Annotated in this window: 14 protein-coding genes, 2 tRNA genes and 2 pseudogenes; 14 read left to right on the top strand and 4 right to left on the bottom strand. The window is 52.0% G+C overall.

Annotation, left to right across the window (positions count from 1 at the left end):
• Positions 1-128 precede the first annotated feature (128 nt).
• The 7 genes from accC to HMPREF9371_RS11080 all read left to right on the top strand — a co-directional run bounded on the left by accC (position 129) and on the right by HMPREF9371_RS11080 (position 12231).
• On the top strand, positions 129-1490 hold the full coding sequence (accC, locus tag HMPREF9371_RS09235) for an acetyl-CoA carboxylase biotin carboxylase subunit (RefSeq protein ID WP_009119813.1): 1362 nt from the start codon (positions 129-131) through the stop codon (positions 1488-1490).
• Positions 1491-1603: 113 nt separating this feature from the next.
• A tRNA-Asn gene (locus tag HMPREF9371_RS09230) sits at positions 1604-1679 on the top strand.
• A 4-nt stretch (positions 1680-1683) separates the two neighbouring features.
• Positions 1684-1759, top strand: a tRNA-Lys gene (locus HMPREF9371_RS09225).
• 210 nt (positions 1760-1969) lie between these two features.
• Positions 1970-10450, top strand: a complete 8481-nt coding sequence (locus tag HMPREF9371_RS09220; RefSeq protein ID WP_009119812.1) for a hemagglutinin repeat-containing protein — start codon at positions 1970-1972, stop codon at positions 10448-10450.
• Between the two features lie 11 nt (positions 10451-10461).
• The gene (locus tag HMPREF9371_RS09215) at positions 10462-10872 is read left to right on the top strand and encodes a hypothetical protein (RefSeq protein ID WP_009119811.1); all 411 of its coding nucleotides are present in this window, start codon (positions 10462-10464) and stop codon (positions 10870-10872) included.
• A gap of 163 nt (positions 10873-11035) precedes the next feature.
• A complete protein-coding gene (locus HMPREF9371_RS09210; protein WP_009119810.1) occupies positions 11036-11893 on the top strand; it encodes a hypothetical protein in 858 nt (285 codons plus the stop codon).
• A 2-nt stretch (positions 11894-11895) separates the two neighbouring features.
• Positions 11896-12231: a hypothetical protein gene (locus HMPREF9371_RS11080; protein ID WP_009119809.1), complete on the top strand. Its 336-nt coding sequence runs from the start codon at positions 11896-11898 to the stop codon at positions 12229-12231.
• 41 nt (positions 12232-12272) lie between these two features.
• On the opposite strand, the pseudogene HMPREF9371_RS12160 reads toward HMPREF9371_RS11080, so the two are convergent.
• Positions 12273-12422 (bottom strand): annotated as a pseudogene (locus HMPREF9371_RS12160) (IS1595 family transposase); the annotation flags it as partial.
• Positions 12423-12591: 169 nt separating this feature from the next.
• Here HMPREF9371_RS12160 and HMPREF9371_RS09200 point away from each other — a divergent pair.
• The 7 genes from HMPREF9371_RS09200 to HMPREF9371_RS09180 all read left to right on the top strand — a co-directional run bounded on the left by HMPREF9371_RS09200 (position 12592) and on the right by HMPREF9371_RS09180 (position 18484).
• Entirely contained in the window at positions 12592-12960 is a 369-nt protein-coding gene (locus HMPREF9371_RS09200; RefSeq protein ID WP_040660449.1) for a hypothetical protein, read from the top strand.
• Positions 12961-13041: 81 nt separating this feature from the next.
• Positions 13042-13965, top strand: a complete 924-nt coding sequence (locus HMPREF9371_RS12605; protein WP_009119807.1) for a hypothetical protein — start codon at positions 13042-13044, stop codon at positions 13963-13965.
• Positions 13966-13967: 2 nt separating this feature from the next.
• The gene (locus tag HMPREF9371_RS09195) at positions 13968-14285 is read left to right on the top strand and encodes a hypothetical protein (RefSeq protein ID WP_009119806.1); all 318 of its coding nucleotides are present in this window, start codon (positions 13968-13970) and stop codon (positions 14283-14285) included.
• 108 nt (positions 14286-14393) lie between these two features.
• A complete protein-coding gene (locus tag HMPREF9371_RS09190; RefSeq protein WP_009119805.1) occupies positions 14394-14705 on the top strand; it encodes a hypothetical protein in 312 nt (103 codons plus the stop codon).
• 364 nt (positions 14706-15069) lie between these two features.
• On the top strand, positions 15070-16860 hold the full coding sequence (locus HMPREF9371_RS09185; protein ID WP_009119804.1) for a ShlB/FhaC/HecB family hemolysin secretion/activation protein: 1791 nt from the start codon (positions 15070-15072) through the stop codon (positions 16858-16860).
• A 2-nt stretch (positions 16861-16862) separates the two neighbouring features.
• Positions 16863-17327, top strand: coding sequence for a toxin-activating lysine-acyltransferase (locus tag HMPREF9371_RS12155; RefSeq protein ID WP_009119803.1), 465 nt, complete (start codon positions 16863-16865; stop codon positions 17325-17327).
• Positions 17328-17581: 254 nt separating this feature from the next.
• Positions 17582-18484, top strand: a complete 903-nt coding sequence (locus HMPREF9371_RS09180) for a pirin family protein (RefSeq protein WP_009119802.1) — start codon at positions 17582-17584, stop codon at positions 18482-18484.
• 348 nt (positions 18485-18832) lie between these two features.
• Here HMPREF9371_RS09180 and HMPREF9371_RS09175 read toward each other — a convergent pair whose 3' ends face one another.
• From HMPREF9371_RS09175 to HMPREF9371_RS13620, 3 genes and pseudogenes are all read right to left on the bottom strand, one after another.
• On the bottom strand, positions 18833-20497 hold the full coding sequence (locus tag HMPREF9371_RS09175; RefSeq protein ID WP_009119801.1) for an AMP-binding protein: 1665 nt from the start codon (positions 20495-20497) through the stop codon (positions 18833-18835).
• Positions 20498-20568: 71 nt separating this feature from the next.
• Positions 20569-21663: a tRNA 2-thiouridine(34) synthase MnmA gene (gene mnmA / locus HMPREF9371_RS09170; RefSeq protein ID WP_040660447.1), complete on the bottom strand. Its 1095-nt coding sequence runs from the start codon at positions 21661-21663 to the stop codon at positions 20569-20571.
• A 97-nt stretch (positions 21664-21760) separates the two neighbouring features.
• Positions 21761-21933 (bottom strand): annotated as a pseudogene (locus tag HMPREF9371_RS13620) (ATP-dependent exonuclease).
• Positions 21934-21949: the final 16 nt, after the last annotated feature.

Genomic DNA, 21949 nt, shown 5'->3' with positions numbered 1-21949 from the left:
CAAGATGCCGCGTTGTGGGTGAAATGTGCCGAGCTTCTGTTGGCTGTTGGGTAAGCGCGGTTTTCGCTCCGCAGAAATCTTCGGTTTTCAGGTAGCCTGCAAAATATTTTCCCTGTTAGGAAAACGATATGTTGAAAAAAGTCCTCATCGCCAACCGCGGCGAAATCGCCTTGCGCGTACTGCGCGCCTGCCGTGAAATGGGCATCGCCACCGTGGCGGTGCATTCCGAAGCAGATAAAGACAGCCTGCATGTGAAGCTGGCTGATGAATCCGTCTGCATCGGCCCGGCGCCTTCGCCGCAAAGCTACCTGAATATCCCTGCCATTATTGCCGCCGCCGAGGTGACCGGAGCCGATGCGATTCATCCCGGCTACGGCTTTTTGGCCGAGAATGATCGGTTTGCCGAGCAGGTGGAGCAATCCGGCTTTGTGTTTATCGGTCCGCGCGCCCATACCATCCGCATGATGGGTGACAAAGTGTCGGCCAAAATCGCCATGTTGGAAGCCGGCGTGCCTTGCGTGCCCGGTTCTGACGGCGCCTTGCCGGAGGATCCCGAAACCATTCTCCAGATTGCGGATAAAGTGGGCTTCCCGGTCATCATCAAGGCCTCCGGTGGCGGCGGCGGTCGCGGTATGCGCGTGGTAGAGCGGCGCGAAGACCTGCTCAAATCGGTGGAAATGACCCGCACCGAAGCCGATGCTGCCTTCGGCAATCCGATGGTGTATATGGAGCGTTATCTGCAACGGCCGCGCCACGTAGAAATTCAAGTGCTGGCCGATGAACACGGCAACGCCATTTATCTGGGTGAGCGCGACTGTTCTTTGCAGCGCCGCCACCAGAAAGTGATTGAAGAAGCGCCGGCTCCCGGCATCACCGCCCAAGAGCGCGACAAAATCGGCCAAGCCTGTGTCGAGGCCTGTAAACGCATCGGCTATCGTGGGGCCGGCACATTTGAGTTTCTTTATGAAGACGGCGAATTCTTCTTTATCGAGATGAACACCCGCGTACAAGTGGAGCATCCGGTGACCGAGCTGGTGACCGGCGTGGACATTGTGCAGGAGCAGATCCGCATTGCCGCCGGTTTGCCGCTGCAATATACGCAGGCAGACATCGTGATCGAAGGTCACGCTTTCGAGTGCCGCATCAATGCAGAAGACCCTTACACCTTTATTCCCAGCCCCGGCTGCATCACCAGCTGCCACTTGCCCGGCGGCTTCGGCGTGCGGGTGGACAGCCACATTTATCAGGGCTACCGCATTCCGCCAAATTACGACAGCCTGATCGGCAAGATCTGCGTGTACGGCAAAACCCGCGAGCAGGCGATGGCCAAAATGCGGGTGGCCATTTCCGAACTGACCATCAGCGGCATCAAAACCAATGCCGATCTGCATGCCGATTTGTTCCGTGACGAAGGCTTCGCCCAAGGCGGCGTGAGCATTCATTATTTGGAACATTGGCTGGCTGAGCGCAAAGCGAAGCTGCAAAAATAAGCGCCGATTGGCTTATCTTATTTTTAATATGAAGCACTTATTAGAAATATCAGAAAAATCTGCCCGGATGGTTTGACAGGCTGGAAAACTAAACCTATAATGCGCGCTTCCTTTCCCCGATAGCTCAGTCGGTAGAGCGACGGACTGTTAATCCGCAGGTCCCTGGTTCGAGCCCAGGTCGGGGAGCCAAAAAGGGTCGTTAGCTCAGTCGGTAGAGCAGCGGACTTTTAATCCGTTGGTCGAAGGTTCGAATCCTTCACGACCCACCAGATATTGCAGGCCTAAGCAAAAGCTTAGGCCTGTTTGCTTTTAGGGCCGCTTGTTGTTAGAACTGAAAAACTATGGGGTCTGAGGCGATAATTTGAGATAATTTGGTATGTTGTAAGGATGAAGGCAGAAAAACACTTAATTTCATAATTTAGGGTTAATCTGCTTCAACTTATTAAGTTTACTGGTCTGATTTTTACGGCAGAGCTCCTATGAATAAGAATCTATACAAAGTTATTTTCAACAAGAAACGTAACAGTCTCGTCGTTGTTGCTGAAAACACGAAGAGAGACGGAAAAAGTATAGGAGATTCCAGTATCGGAGCAGCCGGCATAAGCGATCAAGCAGGCCATGGATTTACCTGTTCGTTATTGGCATTCTCCCTCTTTGTGGCAACTTTATCCATTACTGTGCCCGTTGCTCCGGCATCAGCCGGCGGCATAGAGGCGGATAAAACCACATCGGCAGCCCGCCAGGCAATTATTCTACGAACTGGTAACGGATTACCTCAGATCAATATTCAAACACCATCTGCCGGTGGTGTATCGGTTAACGAGTACCGCCGCTTTGACGTTGACAGCCGCGGTGCTGTACTTAATAACAGCAGGCGTAACGCTCCTACACAATTGGCCGGATGGATACAGGGCAATCCCCTATTGGCTACGGGAGAGGCGCGAATTATTGTTAATCAAGTCAATAGCAGCAATCCTTCTCTATTGAATGGCCATATCGAAGTGGCTGGTCGGCGTGCCGAAATAGTTGTTGCCAATCCGGCTGGGATACAGGTAAATGGTGCCGGTTTCATCAATGCGTCCGGCGTGACGTTGACGACTGGTACCCCAGTTATCCAAGGTCCCAGTTTAGAGGGGTTTCGGGTACGCCAAGGTAATATTGCTATTGCGGGTAACGGTTTGGATACATTTGGTGCAGACTATACCCGCATTTTGTCACAAACCAGTCAAATTCAAGCCGGGATATGGGCCAACGATTTGGAGGTGGCTGCCGGTAATTATGATTCTTTTGCCAAAGGAGTTTACCAGCCGATAGCTAACCAAGCCGCGGCTCGGACCATCGCAATTGATACCGGTAAGCTAGGCGGTATGTATGCCGGTAAAATTTCATTGGTCAGTACCGATCGTGGGGTAGGGATCAATAATGCGGGACAAATTTTTGCGACTGCCGGGGGCGTAAAGATTTCTGCAGACGGCAAGCTGGAAAATACAGGCAGTATTGCTACGGCACATCCACGCTCAAATGCACAAAATAGTGTGCCGGCAGAAGTCAATGTTCAGGCGCATGCACTGGAAAATTCCGGTACTGTATCGGCACATCAAGACTTACTCCTACAAACCGGGAAAATCACTAACACAGGTTTATTGACTGCGTCCGGTCAAATGATTGTCCATCATGCAGACACCGTCACCAACCGACAAAACGGCCAAATGCAAGCAGCCAGACTGGACATCCATGCCCGAGAGTTGGTAAACCAGGGACGTCTCAGTCAAACCGGTTTACAGGGCCTGTCTATTGACGTCCATAATCTGGTTAATCGTAAAGATGCCCATATTGGTGTCATACAAGCTGATGCCAAGCATTCAGGTAGCCATAGCAATGGCAATAACGGAAGCAGTATTTTACCTGGCCAGGCTGCGGGATCAGGAGAATTGGTACGGCAACCGAATAGCACAATCTCACTTCTCTTATTGGCGAATGGGCGCATTCTTGCTGAAGATTTAGACAATCACGGGCAAATTGAAACGAACGGCCAAGCCGATCTGACCAGCAGAAAAACTTTAAGCAACCAAGGTACCTTAGCTCTGCACCAGCTCACAGCCGACGGCGAGTTATTCAACAATCAGAACGGCACGATTCGTGCTGTACAAGCCGATATTTCCAGCCGGCTATTCGACAATCGGAGCGGTAGCGTAGAAACCGCAGAGCGGTTGGCGGTTTTCGGGGATACGGTACGCAATCAAAATGGCCGGTTACGGTCTGCACAAGATATCCGTATTCAAGCCAACAGGATAGATAAAAGCGGCAATATGGCCGCCGGGCGTGATTTGAGCTTGATAATAAAACAAGATTTGTCATTAGCCGAATCGTTGCAAAGCGGGCGTAATTTGACGATTTCTACCGAAGGGAGGCTAATGAATGCAGCCGCTTTGTCGGCAGGCGACCGTCTTCAAATGCATGCCGCTCATATCGACAATACCGCGGCTGGTCAGTTGGAGGCGCTTAATCTTGTGGAATTGTCGGTCATACAAACCCTAAGTAACCGAGGGTTGGCCAACAGTAACGGCTTGACCAAAATTCGCGCCGAAAAAACGGTAGACAATATCGGCACGGGCCGAATTTTTGGCAACCATGTGGCAATTTCCGCCGACACGCTTACTAACCGAGAAGAAGCCGCAGGGCAGAAGACTCAGGCTGCCGTTGTGGCGGCGCGTGAGCGTTTGGATATCGGTGTCCGCAATTTGAACAACCGAGAACAGGCCGTGCTGTACAGTGCCGACCGATTATCTATCGGCGGCAACTTATCGGCAGACAATGTGGCGCAGGGCAAATCGGAACAGGTCAATAACCGCAGCGCCACCATTGAAGCGGCAGGAGAAGGACGGATTGCTGCGCAAGTGGTGCGCAATACCAACGAGCATTTGGTAACCGCTCTTGTCGAAACCGGCCGCGAGCGGCATATCGAATACGAAGCGCAAGGGCGTAATGAACGCCTCAAAGAAGGCACGCAATCTGAGCTGGGCTGGCATGTCTATAATGATGAATCCGATCATCTGCATACCCCGGATGGCAGAGACCACGAACGTTGGCACAAATACGACTACGAGCGGGTAATCCAACAGACTGAGGTAAAAGAAACCGCTCCGGCCAAAATCATTGCCGGCGGCCGCTTAGAGATTGATGCAGACGAATTGCACAATGCCGACAGCCAGATTATTGCCGGCGGACAACTGGTGGTTTCTACTGCTCAAGACAATTTGCATCAGCAAGAAACATTCGGCACCACTACCGTCAGCGATGAAGGAACCCTGCACCATTACTGGCGGCACCGTAGGAAAGGCCGCGACAGTACCGGGCATAGCGCTCAAGCCTACACCCCTGCTCCCCAAGTCCGCCAGTTGTCTCTGGGCTCCCATGCCTATCGTGAATTCGCTTCTTCCCTGCCCGCCACTTCATCGCCTGGCGATCGGGCGGTCAATCGAGCAGATGTATCGGTACGGGTGGATACGGCCGGTATCCGGTTGCCGGGCAGCAGTTTTTTCATTGTGAATCCAAATTCCCCGGACTATTTGGTTGAAACCGATCCCCGTTTTGCCGACTACCGGAAATGGCTTGGTAGTGACTACATGTTGCGTGAGTTGGGCATCAACCAAGAAAACATACAGAAACGGCTGGGTGACGGCTTTTATGAGCAACGCCTGTTGCGGGAGCAGATTGCCAAACTAACCGGCCATCGTTTTCTAGACGGTTACCGCAATGATGAGGAACAGTTTAAGGCGTTAATGAATAATGGCCTGACTGCTGCCAAATCCTTTAATCTGACGCCCGGTATTGCGCTCAGTGACGACCAAGTTGCCCGCTTGACCAGCGATATCGTGTGGTTGGTGGAGCAGACGGTTTCCCTGCCCGACGGCAACAGCCAAAAAGTATGGGTGCCGCAAGTTTATTTGCGGGTGCGCCCGGGCGATGTCAACGGCGGCGGGGCTTTACTCGGCGGCAACGTAACCGAATTAAACATCGCCAAAACACTGAGCAACAGCGGCACAATTGCCGGCCGGCGGGCCGTCTATCTGAATGCCGGCTCGCTGGATAACTCAGGTCGGGTCAGCGCCGATCAGTTGGATATCCGCACCGCTGGCGACATCAATAATACGGGCGGTATATTGGATGCCGGCAAAACTATGCTATTGAAGGCCGGAGGAGACATTACCAGCCGCAGTACACTGGCCGGCAATACCAATGCCCAGGGCAGCGTGACCCATATCGACCGGCTTGCCGGTATTTATCTGACGGCCGAAAAAGAAGGCATCTTGACGGCTGCCGCTCAAGGCAATATCCATTTGGATGCTTCCGAATTGGGCAATCAATCCGAAAACGGCCGAACCACCCTGCATGCCGAACAAGACATCACCCTCGGTACGCTTTCAACCGAACGATTACAGGGCAATCACTTTGATAGTGACAACCGCATCATCCGCGCACAGCAACGGGATGTCGGCAGCACCATCCGTACCCGCGGCGAACTGCTGTTGTCTGCCGACCGGGACTTGAAAGCAGAGGCGGCCGAAATTGGCGGCGAAACCGTACGGGCGCAAGCAGGGCGGAACCTCTTTATCGGCAGCGGCCGACAAACCGAGCAGGTGGATGACGCCGCCAAGCATACCGGCCGTACCGGCGGAGGCCGCAAGCAGAGCAATACCCACCAAATCTTTACCGAGTCCAAAACAGCTGTTGGCAGCAACATACACGCCGACAAACTCCGGCTGCATGCCGGAGGGGACATGACGGTTTCAGGTAGCCAAGTGAGCGCTGCCGAACAAAACCGGCTTTCCGCCACCGGACGTATCGATATCCGCGCCGAAGAAAACACGTTCACCAGCCGAACTTACGACCGCGAACAACGATCCGGTTTGTCGGGCGGCTTCAAAGACGGTGTAGCGAGCGTCGGCTACAGCAAATCCGACAACAGCTTGCAACAAACCGAACAGCGTAGCAGCTTGACCTTATCCCAAGTAGGCAGTGTCAGAGGAGATACCGACATCCTTGCCGGACAGGCGTTAAATGTTCAGGCCGCCCGTTTGGCCGCCGGCGGCGATCTCAAGCTGCAAGGCAGCGAGGTCAACCTGAATGCCGCCTATATCAGCGGCAGCCGCGAGACCGAACAGCGCAGCAAGCAATCCGGTTTTGCCGTCGGCATCACCTACGACCCCTATACTGCGGCCCAAACCGCCTATGACCGCACCAAAGGCAGCGGCGGCTACAGCGACAGCTGGGTGGGTAAATGGATGCAGCACGAAAGTGCCATGAGCAAAGCCTCAATGGCCGCCGCCACCCCACTGGTCATTACCGGTGGCGCCAGCCGTTCCTTATCGGCAAACAGCCGGCAACACAGTGAAGCCGTCGTCACTTCGGCCACTGCCGGTAAAAACCTGCATATTGCGGCCACACAAGGCAGCCTGACCAGCCAAGGTGCCAAGCTGGGAGCCGAAGGTGATGCCTACCTGAATGCCCAAGAGCACATCCGTTTGGATTACGCTGCCGATCAACACAGCCAAGAGGCCCACAGCCGGCGTAGCGGCTTCTCCATCGATAACCGCGACCACCTCACCCCCGGCGGTACCTTTAATGACCATTCGCAGGGCGACGCCGAGCGCAGCCGCATCACCGGCACCCAATTGTCTGCCGGCGGACAGGCCTTTCTGCAGGCCGAACGCGGCGACATCAGCCTGATCGGCGGCAGCGCCGTTGCTGAACAAGATCTTACCCTCCAAGCCGGCGGCGACGTCCGTCTGCTGTCCAGCCAAAACCGCAGCCGCAGCCAAGAGCAAGAAATCAGCAGCGGCATCGGCTCCGCCGTCATTTCCGACACCGAACACTTCAACGGCTGGATGAAGCACAGCCGGCGCGACGAACAACAGCAAGTGGAGCAGGTGCGCAGCCAGATCGGCAGTTTGGGCGGCAACGTCCGCATACGCGCCGGCGCAAACTACGTGCAGCAGGTGGCCGACGTGGTGGCGGCCAAGGATATCGAAATCGATGCCAAACACATCGACATCCTTACCGGGCACAACCATGGCAGCCGGCTGTCCTCCGAACGCGACCTCAAAATCGGCAACTTCGCCAAGATTTCCTCCCCCATTCTTGATCTAATCAACGCCGCCGAAGGCGCCGTCAAGAGCCGGGAGGATGACCGCACCCGTGCCTTGCAAGGCATGGCCGCCGCCGCCAAAGGCTACAATACCGTTGCCGGCAACGGCGCCCTACTCAAAGCCGAAGTCGGCTTCGGCTTCAAAACCGCCAACAGCAGACAAGCGCAAAGCTACGAACACAGCCAAAGCAACGCCCTGACCGCAGGCGGCAATCTGCGTCTGGGCAGCAGCGAAGGCGACATCCGTCTGCAAAACACCCGCGCCAAAGCCGGGGACAGCCTGACCCTCGATTCCGCCCGCGACATTATTCTCGAAGCCGGACACCACCGCGAACGCGCCGAAGGTAAAAACAGCCATGCCGGTCTCAGCGTAGGCGTCGGCGTATCGGTAGGCGCCCAAACCGGCTTTTACGCCTACGCCGAAGCCGGCGGCGGCAAAGGCGAACACCGCCTTGATGCCCGCAGCCACGGCCACACCGAACTGCAGGCCGAACGGCTGACCCTCAACAGCCGCCGCGACACCATTCTCGCCGGCGCCCGCGCCCAAGCCGAACGCATCGACGCCGACATCGGCGGCAAACTGCACATCGAAAGCCTACAAGAACACAGCGAGCAACACAGCAAACAAAGCCAAGGCGGCGTCCGCGTCCAAATCTCCTTCGGCACCGCCTGGGAAGCGAGCGGCCACTACAGCACTGCCCGCGCAGACGGCAGCAGCAGCCGGGTTGCCGAACAAAGCGGCCTGTTTGCCGGAGAGGGCGGCTACCACATCAACGCCGGCCAAGTGCACCTCAAAGGCGGAGCCATTACCTCCACCGCCCCGGCCGCACAAAACGAACTCACCACCCAGCGCCTCACCTTTGAAAACCTGCACAACCGCAGCCACTACAGCGCCCAAAGCGCCACCATTTCCGGTAGCTACGGCCACAACCCCGGCGTCAAGCAGCCCGACGGCAGCTACCGGCCCGAAGCCGGCTATAGCGACGGCCCCCAATTCAACCCCAGCCTGCCGCAACGCGCACAGGGCAGCAGCGAAAGCACCACCTACGCCGTTCTCAGCGAAGGCAACATCCGCATCGGCGGGCAGCCAAGCAGCGCCGCCCAACTCGGCATTCGCAGCCAAGCAGACGGCGCCAACGAACAGCTTGCCGCCTTACCCGATTTACAGCGCATCCTCCACCGCCAACGCACCGTCGCCCAAGCCAGCGCCGAGATCTACAGCGCCGCCCAAACCTATAGTGCCAACCGCGCCAAAGCCGCCGAGGCGCACAAGCAGCAGGCGGAGCAGGAAATGCAGCAGGCCAAAGACAGCGGCGATGCCACCGCCTACGCCGCCGCCGAGCAACGCAAACAACAAGCCGAACACACCCTGGCCGCCTGGGGCGTAGGCGGCGGTAAAAGCCGCGCCCTCAACGCCGTCACCACCGTCCTCACCGGCAGCTTAGGCGGACAAAACGGCCTTCAGGTAGCCTCTAATGCCCTCGCCCCCTATGCCGCCACCGTTATCGGCGACACCTTCGGGCAAAACGGCAGTCAGCCCAACCAAGCCGCCCAACTGCTGAGCCACGCCATACTCGGCGCCGCACTGGCCTATGCCAACGGCGGCGACGCCAAAGCAGGAGCCGCAGCCGGCGCCGGCGCAGAAGCCGCCGCCCAGGTGCTGACCCGCACCCTGTACGGAGAAGAAGCGGCAAAACGCCCCGACCTGCTGCCCGAACGGGAGAAAGAACAGATCCGCAGCCTGAGCAGCGCCGTAGCGGCGGTGGTGGGCGGCGTAGTGAGCAACAGCAACAGCGATAACACTGCAGCCGGTGTATTGGCCGATGCACAAACCGGCGGGGTGGTGGGCAGGAATGCGGCGGAGAATAATTGGTTGTCTGCCAAGCAGCTCATAGAGTTTGATAAAGCCCATGCAGCGTGTGGCTCTGATGAGGTTTGTAAACAAAGAGTGATTGATGCTGCCAAAACACTTAGCCAATCTCAAGATACCCGCCTAACATGGGCAAAAATCAGTTGTACTGCTTGGGGTTCCTGCGATGAATTGAATGCCATGAATCGGCAATGGGCTCATTCCTTAGGTATTCACAATGTTGTTGCGGAACTGAGAAAACATTACCCTCACGCCTCACACCAAGATCTTTTAGCAGCAGCTAGGAGATATAGCGCAGAGGCAGCGGACAGCTTTGATAAAGGCAGCACTCGATTCATTGTTGGTGTATTGAATGATTTACCAGCCTTGGGGGCAGTTGGCTCAGGAGTGCGCAGTGGCGCTCGGGGACTTGTAAATAGCACTTTGAAAAGATCTGCTATTAATGCGGCTCCCTCTCGGGAGGCGGCAGAACATCTGGCACGGCATCCCCTATTGGATGACGCACTTGAAAGAGCAGGTACATTGAGCCGACCGACTATTTATCAGGGTAATTTGCCAACGTGTGGTCATAATTGCGCTACTCTGATACTCAATCAACACGGCAAGGCGGTTGATGTGGGTAGTTTGATTCAATCGATTCCTCCTTCCAATAGAGGAATTCATGGGTATGACGTGGCAACACTTCTAAAACAAAATGGTCTTGATGCCTTATCTGTTACACGGAGAAATGTCGATGATTTGGCTCGCTATACAGCTCGTGGAGAGTCAGTTATCGTACGTATTCAAAAAAATGATTTTTCACATTTTGTGGTGGTAGATGGTGTAACTATGAGGAACGGAAAAAGGGTTGTTGCTGTACGAGATCCTCATGGCATCCAATACTTCAGTCCTGTTGACACATTCAGACAGAGTTTTACTGGTGATGTCATTATTACAAGATAAGGATTAGATATATGCATATTATAAAAAAAATTAACAATCAATTGTATCCACTCAGCGAATTTATTTTTGAAAGAAAATATATACCTTGTCTCTGCAGAGCAAAGCCCAGCTTATTCGAAATATTTTTCTCAGAAGAACGATGGAAAAATATTAAGCTGGAAGTCAATGATTTTGATATCAATAGAATAGGACATTATTCTCCAATAGGAGTGGGCGGCCCATGGTGGATATATTCTGATGCCTTGATTACACTACGTAGACATGAAAGTATTCCTGATCGATTGGAGTTTGTTGATTTGGCTTTTTTTGAGCTATATGCGGGCTGGTTTTGGGCAATAAAGGATGGGAAATTTACAGAAGACTATCATGGAAAAGATGAGGAGGAACAATTGAATGAAACTGTTTATCCGTTGCAAGATTAACTTACTCTTTTTAGAGTAAGCTATAAGCAGATTGCAAGCCTTTTATTTTTCGAGTAGCTATATACTTCAGGTGGCCTATATTTTTATCAGGCTACCTGAAAGCTTATTAAATATAGGCATTCTTCTAATAAAATAAGAATAGATTTAACCAAGGTAGTACAAGATGTGGGACGCTGCCCGCTATACCCTGGCCGTTGTCAACCACCCCGACGCCATGCACTACTTTCCCGACCAAGTGCGGGAAGCCGGCAATAATTTGGCCAGATTCCCCCGGATTCCGGAGGTCAAATCATTTAGGTGGTCGGATTACAACCGGGGAATGGGCAGCGTAATTGTCAGCAGCCAGAAGGGCGAACACCTGCCATCCGGCGACAAAATGGGCTACCTGACAGGCGTCTTGAAATCTCTGGCCGGTGCCGCCCGGAATGCACAAATACCGGGAGAACTGCTTTACGGCTCGCCGGTAGGCGCTTTCGGCGACAACCAATGGGCGCGTCCCGCCCCTTATGAACTGAACACCAAGCAAGAGCTGTTGGGCAGTTCCGGGGGTATGGCGGTCGGTGCGTTTACCGGTCGGCCGGCCATCCGCGGCCGCATACCCGGACTAGCGGGCAGGGGGAGCGGCAGAACACCGCCTGCGGCCAGAACGCCGTCTCCGGTGGATGGGGAGATGGTTTTTAAACCCCAATCTGCGCCAAGAGGAGCGATAAGAGCGCAGAGCTACCAGCAAAATTGGCAGCAGGCTAGCTTGGAAGATGCTATTAGAAAATTTATTGGTTCAAGTCCTTCTGTTTCTTTTACACCTTCTGGTAAAGCTATCTATCAAGGACAAGGTCAGATCCGTATTATTCATGATGTTGGAGGAAGTTATTTTCGAATAGAGCATACAGGTTTGACGGGGAGAAGGAAATATTTGGATTTAGATGGGCGAGTTCCTAATAATAAAATTAATTCCGATGGTTCACAATCAGGAAGAAGTCAAGGCGAATATAATGAAGCAACTCACTTTAGGATTAAGTAATAATGAAGTCAATTTTAGTACCTAGAGATCTTGATACGATGAAGAAATTGGATATTGATCAGGCTCCTGATGAAGATCTGTTTAAAATAAACGTGGATGATAAAGAAATATATCATCTTTTTAATAGTGGATTTGTTGATAAGGTTAATCAAAACTTAAATGTTATTATAGATGATTTTGAATATGAAGAAATCATTGGAAATAATGAGTTATACGGAATAAAGGAGCTGTCTTATTTATTTTCAGTTAAATATAAAAATTATTCTATATATAAAAAAATATACGCTTTATCTTTAATTGCTATCGATAGGAAAACTGGATTATTTTTTTTCTTTTAATATATAAGTATCTAAAAATATAGGGGCTTAGGAAGCAAAATTCATTTTAAGGGATTCTCGCGCAACATTCCCAACAGCACTTTATACAAATCGCCATGCCTGTGATTGAAGCGGAACTCGGTTTCTTTTAAATGCAGGTAAAACGTATACTTCGGCACACCGTTAAACTGTACCAGGCGATGCTTCGCATATCAGCGGCAGCCGCGAGACCGAACAGCGCAGCAAGCAATCCGGTTTTGCCGTCGGCATCACCTACGACCCCTATACTGCGGCCCAAACCGCCTATGACCGCACCAAAGGCAGCGGCGGCTACAGCGACAGCTGGGTGGGTAAACCGGCGGTGTGGTGGGCAGGAATGCGGTGGAGAATAACTTTCTTTTTTCAGATACAGCACGAATCAAAGGGTGGTTGACTGCCGAGGAACAGGCATTAGCTGATAGATTGTCCAGGGAAGCTAATGCTCCCAGTATTGAGTACTTCATACGTAAGGAGCAAGAAATTCTTAATTCTCCGCGTAGTGACGCCGCTAAAAGGAGAATGCAAAGAGCCCTGCAAAGAGAACACGAAGAAGCCAGCAGGAGGATGATGGCTGCTGTTGCAAGCTTACCTTTAGGAAGCAAAGATCGAACAATAATAGACAACATTGCCGCTAAAATGCCAAATGTTCTTTTAAGCATCCCGCCGTATGACGATAGAGCCAAATATATCAATGTGGAAAGAAGAGACTGACTTCCGCTAAAATCCTTTTTAGTAGACTCTATTGGGCTTGCAGATGCGCGTATTGAATGGGGGCTACGCGATGAAAGAATTATGCAACGAGGCGTATCTGCAGATAGCATTCACGCAACAAATAATGTAGCTGCCTATATAGGCCGCATGGGAACAGGAGGTCGTACTTCTGTAAGAGGAGAAGTCCAGTCATCATCACGTTCCGGACAGACGGGAAATACTGTCAGACAAGGAGCGCAAAATCTTGGCGGACTTGTTCAACGGTTAGGGGAAAGATTTATAGCTTCGAACTCATCAGCTACGTCTAGCAATACTGTCGGTTCAACGACAAGCAAACCAAATTCTGGTCGTTCACAGCATCCGTCTTCAGGCAGTAGCGGCACAACCAATGACCGACAGATAGCAGGAAGAGCGATATCCCAAGCTTCTTTACAAACAGGGAATAGCACAATATCAACAAACGTTGGAGTCGCCGCTACCTCGCCGACTAATCCGCTGTCTCCGGCTGCAAGCACGAATCGCGTAACAAATACTGGCCAAGCGTTAGGACAGACTCAGCAAGCTGCCAAACCAGTCGAATCATTAGGAGATATGATACGTAGTAAATATCAAGAGTTCTATGATCAGGGCTATGCAAATACCATGCGAGAGGTACAAAGAGGTCGTTTACCTAATAATAATCGTGTTATCGGTAATAAGACAGATGCTTATGCTAGGGTGGAGTTAAGAAAATGGTTACAAAGAAACGGGATTCCAGAAGGTCCAAATGAAATTGTTCGGATCAATCGTAGGTTATATGATCCATCTGGTTCTGGGAGATATCGCGTACCTGATGTGCATATACCCAGTGAAAATTTAATTCTAGATGGTTCATTAGGTTTTAAAACCAATAGCAGCCCACAAATTCGGGACTTCTATAAATTTGGCAATGGTGCAAACACTACGATTATAGTACCATCTGGCTTTGGCGATAGAGGGTCGTATAGTATTACTCCAAGGAGATAGAAATGAATAAGCCGTGGGCATTTAATGATTTGCATGGTTTCAAAGATTTTGTTGTGTTTGTTCAACTATGCGCGCCAAATAATTTTCCTGTATATGAGGATGAGCCCCCAGAGTATCGATGGACATTTGAAAAGGCCTTTCACGATCTTCGTCTAGGCTTAGATATGGCTGTAGAGGAAAAAGGAGCCAAGCCAGTATTCGAGCAATGCAAACAACTAGTTGATAAGGCTTATCAACATTACGAAGCTGGAGAGGAGGACGAGGGATGGTATACTTTGGAAGAGGTGCATAAATTACTGAAAAAAGTTAGAACTCAATAATAAAGCTTGCAAATTGACCAGGCTACCTGAAAAATATATCTTTATTTTTTTAGGTAGCCTGTTGCTTATTTTGGCAATAGATAGCCTTATTATTTCAAGGAAATAAAAATGAACATTTTCCCTTTTGATGATTTACATGGATTTAAGGATTACATTACATTTGTTCAAATGTGTGCTCCTGATAACTTTCCTAAAGAACCAACTATCTCTAGAGAAAATTGGACTTTAGACTTAAGTTTTGAAGGCTTACGATTTGGCTTGAATATGGCCGTGGAGGAAAAAGGAGCCAAGCCAGTATTCGAGCAATGCAAACAACTAGTTGATAAGGCTTATCAGCACTATAAAGCTGGAGAGGAGGATGAAGGTTGGTACGCTTTGGAAGAGGTGCGCAAGTTACTGAGAAAAGTCAGAACCCAGTAACAAGGCTTGCCAATTAAATAGGCTACCTGAAAAATATCGGGATCTTTATTTTTCAGGTAGCCTTTACCTTCGGCGCCACCTGGGAAGCGAGCGGCTACTACAGAGTCACCCGGGCAGACGGCAGCCGCCACGTCTCCAAACAAAGCTCAAGGGCCATTTCACAGTAAGGCGGGTTTGGGCGGCATCGTTATTTGGCTACCGTTATGAGCTGTTGACGGACTCTAATCAATCTTCAAGTCTCATATTGACAATGGGTTTAATATCTTTCAGCTACTACATTGTTTACTTGCGCTGGAATTGAGTACAATTCTCCAGACACAACTGTTATCATATTTATCCTGCATTCCCTTCAAGTAATTGATATATGAAGTATTTTTCTTTTGATCAAAAAGCCTGCTTTTTTGCATTATCGGTATTATCTACCCCATCTATTCTTGCTGCTCCTTTTTCTCAAGACGTAATTGACCGCTCAGTACAGCAGCAAGCTCAGCAAAATCTCTTGCAACAGCAGCAACAGCAAAAATTACAGCAGCAGCAACAGCATCTGCAGGATGTTTTTTTAGATGCAGTTCCAAATAGTCAAGTTCAATCAGGCATAACGCAGTCAGCTGTCGGAGATGAGGTATGTTTTCCTATTCAGCAGATATCCTTAGTAGGTGAGTCGGCAGCAAAATTTCAATTTGCCTTGGATAGTGCTTTGAGGTTAATTAATTTTCAGCCAGGAATCTGCTTGGATGCACAAGACATTAATCAGATAATGACCTTCACCCAAAATGCTGCAATCGGTAAAGGTTATACCACGACTCGCATTTTGGCAGCGCCGCAAGATTTAACATCTGGCAAGCTGGAGTTAACGGTGATTGTTGGGAAAATTGGCAGAATACGAGTCGAGTTGGCCAATAAAAATGCCACTCATGCCGAAAGAATTGTGGCATTTCAGAATGAGTTTCCAACCACTTCAGGGGATATTCTCAATTTGCGTGATCTGGAGCAAGGGTTAGAAAATCTCAAACGGATACCTACTGCTGAGGCGGATATCCGGATTGAGCCGGGTTCTCAACCGCACGAGAGTGACGTCGTTATTGTGTGGAGGCAACGCGCATTACCGCTTCGTTTGAGTCTCGGACTAGATGATTCTGGTAGTAAATCTACAGGTAAATATCAAGGAAATGTTGCTCTATCGCTCGATAATCCGCTTGGGTTGAGTGATTTGCTTTATGCTTCATACGGCCATGACTTGGGGCATAAAAGCACATTAACCGACTACAACGGCACTTCTACCGACAGCGGAACTCATAACTATGCCCTGCATTATTCCGTTCCTTTTGGCAATTGGCTCTGGGCGATTAATCACAACTACCACCGTTATCATCAGGCGGTTGCCGGTTTGTCAGAAAACTATGATTACAACGGTAAAAGTCGCAATGTCGATATTGGTTTTACCCGGCTGTTGTACCGTGATGCCCGTCGTAAAACACATTTGGGTATGAAAATCTGGTGGCGAGAATCGCAGAGCTTTGTTAATGATGCAGAAATTGAAGTACAACGCCGTCGTACTGCGGGATGGTCCGCCAGCCTGAGTCATAAGGAATATTTAGGAAATGCTATTTTAAATTTGGTCGTAAACTACAAGCGTGGCACCGGAATGCAAGGTGCGTTGCCGGCCCCGGAAGAGAAATTCGGTGAAGGTACTTCCCGTATGAAGATTATCAGTGGATCCGCAGATTTAAATCTGCCTTTCCTGCTGGGTAGGCAAGCTTTTAGCTACGATACTTCGATTCACGCACAGTGGAATAAAAGTACGCTTACTCCGCAAGACAAAATGGCTATTGGAGGGCGCTATACCGTACGTGGTTTCGATGGTGAGCTTTCTTTATCTGCAGAGCGAGGTTGGTATTGGCAAAATACTCTAGCTTGGCACTACCGAGATGGCCACCAAATATATATCGGCACTGATGTTGGTCATGTATCAGGCCTGTCGGCCGAGCGGTTGTTCGGACAGACCTTGGCCGGTGGAGTGTTGGGGCTGAAAGGCCAGTTTAATCTAGGTGGTAATCTTTATTATGATATGTTTACTGGGCGGCCTTTTCATAAGCCAACATATTTCCCAGCGAAAAACTTGATTTTCGGCTTTAACTTAAATTATTCATTTTAGCCATGATGCAATTTGAAGGTATTGATATCACTGCTCCTGCCATGTTCCCCCATGATAGCTGGAATCGAGCAGAAACTTTGGGTGCCATTACTTGGTTGTGGCTACGAACCTCGCCTTACAGAGAAGCACCGTTGTCTGAGTTGGATAAATATGTACTGCCTGTTTTAGATAACGGCCAGTTTGCTTTATTTACTGAACAAGGAAGAGTGTTCGGTTATCTATCATGGGCCGCATTCAACCAAGAAACGGAAGCACAATACTTGCAATCTGATAATGTTTTACATATTCCGGCCAATTGGCAAAGTGGAAACAGAATATGGCTCATCGACTGGTTTGCCCCGTTCGGAGATAGTTTGCGAATGAAAACTTTAGCTCGCCGCTACCTATTTCCTAGAAGTCAAGCGCACTCCTTATATCACAAAACGCAGCATGGTAAGCCCAAAATTATGAGATTTACAGGAGAGTAGTAGGATAATAGCACCGCATCCTGATGATTCTCTGTTTTGTTGGCAGATTGAGACTTTTGCAAAACCCCAATATGGATGTAGGTCAGGGTGTAACAGTGCAACGATCGTGAATACAAAGAATCTCTGATTTCAGATCATGTAGTTAGGAGGAAGAGACTGATGAGCTGTCGCAATAAGAAATACACATGGTGGTGGAAAGCGTTTGGTGTGGAGCTAAAGTGAATATATTGATCCGTTCGATTGGGAGGTGCTCTATGATTGTGCAAAAGTTGTTGGCTAAAAAACAAGATGTGGGCGGGTTGTTTGTTACCCGCCTGATTCCGCAGGGCGGCCGGCGCACCATTGGTGCCTGGTGTTTTCTGGACCATATTGGTCCGGCAACTTTCGAGGCCGGTTCCAAGGGGATGCAGGTAGGGGCGCATCCGCATACCAATCTGCAAACATTCACTTGGATGTTGGCGGGAGAGATTTGGCATCAGGACAGCTTGGGTTTCCGGCAATTGATCCGGCCCAAGCAAGTGAACCTGATGACGGCAGGTACCGGTGACGAACGGGGCATTGCCCATACCGAACAAACGCCGGAGGGTGTGGGCGAAATCCATGCGGTGCAGCTTTGGATTGCTTTGCCGATGAACAAGGTCATTGAGCCGGATTTCCAACACTATCCCGAATTGCCGGAATGGGAAGAGGATGGGGTGCGCTATCTGCTGACCACCGGAAGCTACCGAGGCCGAACAGCCCCCACCACGCAACACAGCCCGCTTTTGGGGGTGGATATTCGATGTGCGCATGCCGCCGCTCTTGATATTCCGGCTGAGAAGTCATGGGAATACGGCGTATTGGTTCTGGCCGGTAAGGCGGTCATAGGCGGTGAGACATTCGGTCCCGATGAACTGGCCTTTATTGCGGCCGACCAAGCTGAGCGGTTCCGTATTGAGGCCGAGGCCGGCAGCCATCTGCTGTTGCTGGGCGGCGAGCCTTTGCCCCATCCTACCGTGATGTGGTGGAATTTTGTGGCAGACAGCCGGGAGGCGCTTTGCCGTGCCGTGGCAGACTGGAATGCCGGCAGCCCGCGTTTCGGCCGGGAGATTGACTTGGCGGGCACGCCGCTGAAACGGCTGCCTGCACCAGAGGTACCCGAAGGCTTTAAGAAATAAGCATCCAGTCCGGCATTTGCTGCCCAATTCGGACGCGCCCGAGAGAGCGGCTTGCGATGGATTTTCCCAACGCCTCTGAGGGTTATTGACCGTGCAGCGGTGTTGGTGGGTGAAGCGGTTTTTCGCGGTACAAACCGCGTATCTCAGCCGGCAATGCGCACAAGCTTGGATACCTTGTCAGCCTTAAGGCGGCAGGCGTCGCTTTTTGCGCGCGTAGCGAAGTGGATTGGCAAACTTAAAATATCGCCGTAACGGATACTTTGAATAGGTCTTTAGGCCGTCACCCAATCACAAAAGGCTACCTGAAAAGATTTCAGGTAGCCTTTTGCTTGGCCGGAACATTCGGATTTAACTTTCCTCGCGCAGCTCGCGGCGCAGGATTTTGCCCACGTTCGACTTGGGCAATTCTTTGCGGAATTCGATGTCTTTGGGCACTTTGTAGGCGGTCAGCTCTTTGCGGCAGAAGGCAATCAGCTCTTCGGCAGTCAGATTCTCATCTTTTTTCACCACAAACAGCTTCAGCGCTTCGCCGGTTTTGTCGCTGCTCACGCCCACGCAGGCCACTTCCAGCACGCCAGGGTGTTGCGCCACCACGTCTTCCACTTCGTTGGGGTAAACATTGAAGCCGGACACCACAATCATGTCTTTTTTGCGGTCAACCAGCTTGATGTAGCCTTTTTCGTTCATCACCGCGATATCGCCGGTGGCGAGGAAGCCGCGCTCGTCCAGCACCTTGGCGGTTTCTTCGGGGCGGTTCCAATAACCTTGCATCACTTGCGGGCCTTTGATCCACAATTCGCCGGTTTCGCCCACCGGCAGGGCCTTGTTGTCGGCATCGCGGATTTCGACTTCGGTGTTGGAGATCGGCAGGCCGATGGTGCCGGTGTAGTCGGTGATGGTGAGCGGGTTGACGCAGGCGCCGGGGCTGGTTTCGGTGAGGCCGTAGGCTTCCACAATCGGCTGGCCGGTGAGCGCTTTCCATTTGTCGGCCACGGCTTTTTGCACTGCCATGCCGCCGCCGAGGCAGATTTTCCAGCTGGAGAAATCGAGGGTTTTGAACTCTTCGTTGTGCAGCAGGGCGTTGAACAGGGTGTTCACGGCGGGGAAAACGGTGACGCGGTATTTTTTCAGCTCTTTCACGAAGCCGGGGATGTCGCGCGGGTTGGTGATGAGAATGTTCTGCGCGCCGATGCGGGTGAAAATCATCAGGTTCACCGTCAGCGAGAAGATGTGGTAGAGGGGCAGGGCGGTGACGATGACTTCTTCTCCGCCTTGCAGTTTAGACTTAATCCACTCGCCGGCTTGCAGCATATTGGCGCAAATATTGCCGTGGGAAAGCACCGCGCCTTTGGCGACGCCGGTGGTGCCGCCGGTGTATTGCAGGAAGGCCGGGTCTTCCAGGGTGAGCGGCACTTCGCGGAAGGGGTGGGCGGCGCCTTTCTGCAGGGCGTCTTTGAAGCCGACGGCTTGCGGCAGGTGGTAGTTGGGTACCATTTTTTTGATTTTGCGCACCACGAAATTCACCAGCATGCCTTTGAAGCCGCCCAGCAGGTCGCCGAGGGAGGCGATGATGACGTTTTTCACCGGCGTGCGGCGCAGTACCAATTCCAAGGTATTGGCGAAGTTTTCCAAGACCACAATGGTGGTGGCGCCGCTGTCGTTGAGCTGGTGTTCGAGTTCGCGCGGGGTGTAGAGCGGGTTGACGTTGACCACCACGCCGCCGGCTTGCAAGATGCCGAACACGGCCACGGGGTATTGCAAGACGTTGGGCATCATCACGGCCACGCGGTCGCCTTTTTGCAGCTTCAGCACGTTTTGCAGATAGGAGGCGAATTGGTCGGCCAGCTTGGCGGTTTCGGCATAGGTTTGCACCACGCCCATATTGGTGAAGCCGGGCTTGTTGCCGTGCTGGTTCACGGTTTCGCGGAACACCGCGCTGATGGATTCGTATTGGCGCACGTCGATTTCGGGGCGCACGCCTTCGGGGTAACTTTGCAGCCAGATTTTTTCCATGTGTGTCTCCTTTGTGTGCGGGCTACCTGAAAGGCTTTCAGGTAGCCTGTGTTGATTGGGGTGTCTGCGGCTTACAGACGGATGATGTCTTGGTCGGTGGCGGTGATGACGCCGCCGCCCAGGCAGAGGTCGCCGTCGTAGAGCACGGCAGACTGGCCGGGGGTAACCGCCCATTGTGCTTGGTCGAAATGCAGTTCGGCTTCGCCGTTGCCGGTGTAAACCAGTTCGCAATCGGTGTCGGCCATGCGGTAACGGGTTTTACAGCGGTAGCGCCCGGCCGGAGGCGGTTCGGGCAGGGTGAAGCTGAGGTCGTTCATGCTCAGGCGGCGCGAAAACAGCAGGGGGTGGTCGTGGCCCTGTACCACGATCAGGCGGTTTTGCCCCAAGTCTTTGCCGCAGACAAACCACGGCTCGCCTTGGCCGCCGATGCCCAAGCCTTTTCGCTGGCCGATGGTGTAATACATCAGCCCCATGTGTTGGCCGACGGTTTTACCTTCGGGGGTAACCATGTCGCCGGGGTTGGTGGGCAGGTACTGCTGCAGGAATTCGCGGAAGGGGCGTTCGCCGATGAAGCAGATGCCGGTGCTGTCTTTTTTGGCGGCGGTGGGCAGTTTGGCTTCGGCGGCGAGGCGGCGGACTTCGGGTTTTTCCAAGTCGCCGAGCGGAAAAATGGCGCGTTCGAGCTGGTGCGGCTGCAGGCGGTAGAGGAAGTAGCTCTGGTCTTTGTTGTTGTCGCGGCCTTTGAGCAGGCAGTGCAGGCCGTTGTGCTCTTCTTTACGGGCGTAGTGGCCGGTGGCGATGACGTCGGCGCCTTGGGCGATGGCGTATTCCAAAAAGCATTTGAATTTGATTTCGGCATTGCACAGCACGTCGGGGTTGGGCGTGCGGCCGGCCTGGTATTCGCGCAGGAAGTAGGCGAAGACGTTGTCTTTGTATTGGGCGGCGAAGTTGACGATGTCGATGTCGATGCCCAAGAGGTCGGCCACGGCAATGGCGTCGAGCGAATCTTGCTTGATGCTGCAGTATTCGTCGTTGTCGTCGTCTTCCCAGTTTTGCATGAAGATGCCGCGCACGTGATGACCCGCCTGCTTGAGCAGATAGGCGGTAACGGAAGAATCGACGCCGCCGGAGAGGCCGACGATGATGTTCTGTTTCAAAGTGTGCATGGGCGTGGCTTCTGTGAGGAAGGCAGATTGTGCCACAGTGCGGCACGGGCTGCCGATTTTGTTTAGAGTGGGCTACCTGAAAATGCGGAGAGCGCTTTCAGGTAGCCTGAGACCGTTGCAAAACCTCCAGATGTGGATGCAGTTCAAGGCGTAGCAGCACAGCGAGTGTGAACGCCAGGAATCCCCGTGGGACAGACATATCATATAGATAGGCAAGCGAGCGAGCAGTACCCATAGGGCATAAACGCGCAACGCAGAAATGCGCCGCAGATGGGGTTTTGCAAAG

It is taken from the genome of Neisseria shayeganii 871 (assembly GCF_000226875.1).
GTDB lineage: Bacteria > Pseudomonadota > Gammaproteobacteria > Burkholderiales > Neisseriaceae > Eikenella > Eikenella shayeganii.
Note: the sequence above shows the minus strand (reverse complement) of the source record. Positions and strands in the feature narration are given on the sequence as shown.

Bases quoted from the DNA above. Each gene is read 5' to 3' on its own strand.
- accC (WP_009119813.1), top strand. From the start codon at position 129: ATGTTGAAAAAAGTCCTCATCGCCAACCGCGGCGAAATCGCCTTGCGC.
- HMPREF9371_RS09220 (WP_009119812.1), top strand. From the start codon at position 1,970: ATGAATAAGAATCTATACAAAGTTATTTTCAACAAGAAACGTAACAGT.
- HMPREF9371_RS09215 (WP_009119811.1), top strand. From the start codon at position 10,462: ATGCATATTATAAAAAAAATTAACAATCAATTGTATCCACTCAGCGAA.
- HMPREF9371_RS09210 (WP_009119810.1), top strand. From the start codon at position 11,036: ATGTGGGACGCTGCCCGCTATACCCTGGCCGTTGTCAACCACCCCGAC.
- HMPREF9371_RS11080 (WP_009119809.1), top strand. From the start codon at position 11,896: ATGAAGTCAATTTTAGTACCTAGAGATCTTGATACGATGAAGAAATTG.
- HMPREF9371_RS12605 (WP_009119807.1), top strand. From the start codon at position 13,042: ATGCAACGAGGCGTATCTGCAGATAGCATTCACGCAACAAATAATGTA.
- HMPREF9371_RS09195 (WP_009119806.1), top strand. From the start codon at position 13,968: ATGAATAAGCCGTGGGCATTTAATGATTTGCATGGTTTCAAAGATTTT.
- HMPREF9371_RS09190 (WP_009119805.1), top strand. From the start codon at position 14,394: ATGAACATTTTCCCTTTTGATGATTTACATGGATTTAAGGATTACATT.
- HMPREF9371_RS09185 (WP_009119804.1), top strand. From the start codon at position 15,070: ATGAAGTATTTTTCTTTTGATCAAAAAGCCTGCTTTTTTGCATTATCG.
- HMPREF9371_RS12155 (WP_009119803.1), top strand. From the start codon at position 16,863: ATGATGCAATTTGAAGGTATTGATATCACTGCTCCTGCCATGTTCCCC.
- HMPREF9371_RS09180 (WP_009119802.1), top strand. From the start codon at position 17,582: ATGATTGTGCAAAAGTTGTTGGCTAAAAAACAAGATGTGGGCGGGTTG.
- HMPREF9371_RS09175 (WP_009119801.1), bottom strand. From the start codon at position 20,497: ATGGAAAAAATCTGGCTGCAAAGTTACCCCGAAGGCGTGCGCCCCGAA.
- mnmA (WP_040660447.1), bottom strand. From the start codon at position 21,663: ATGCACACTTTGAAACAGAACATCATCGTCGGCCTCTCCGGCGGCGTC.